At 57.5% G+C, this 233-nt stretch carries 1 pseudogene; it reads right to left on the minus strand.

Going from position 1 to position 233, the window contains the following annotated elements:
* Nucleotides 1–217, minus strand: a pseudogene (locus SB765_RS34070) (porin); the annotation flags it as partial.
* Between the last annotated feature and the right edge of the window lie 16 nt (nucleotides 218–233).

Consider the following 233-nt stretch of genomic DNA (forward strand, 5'->3'; position numbering starts at 1 on the left):
CGGCAAGGTTTAAGCCGTCGACCAGACCAAAGAAATTGCTGTTACGCCAGGTCAGCACACCGGTTGAGCGGCCAGAGAGAAAGGCGTCGGTATAACCGGAGTCGCCGCCGAAGAACGGCAGCATATCGGTTTAACTCAGCACGTCATAGACCAGGCCGTAGTTACGTCCGTAATCCAGCGAACCCGCCTCGCCAAACTTCAGGCCAGCATAGCCCAGACGGGTACGGTTGGTG

It is taken from the genome of Pseudomonas sp. SIMBA_067 (assembly GCF_046534675.1).
Lineage (GTDB): Bacteria > Pseudomonadota > Gammaproteobacteria > Pseudomonadales > Pseudomonadaceae > Aquipseudomonas > Aquipseudomonas putida.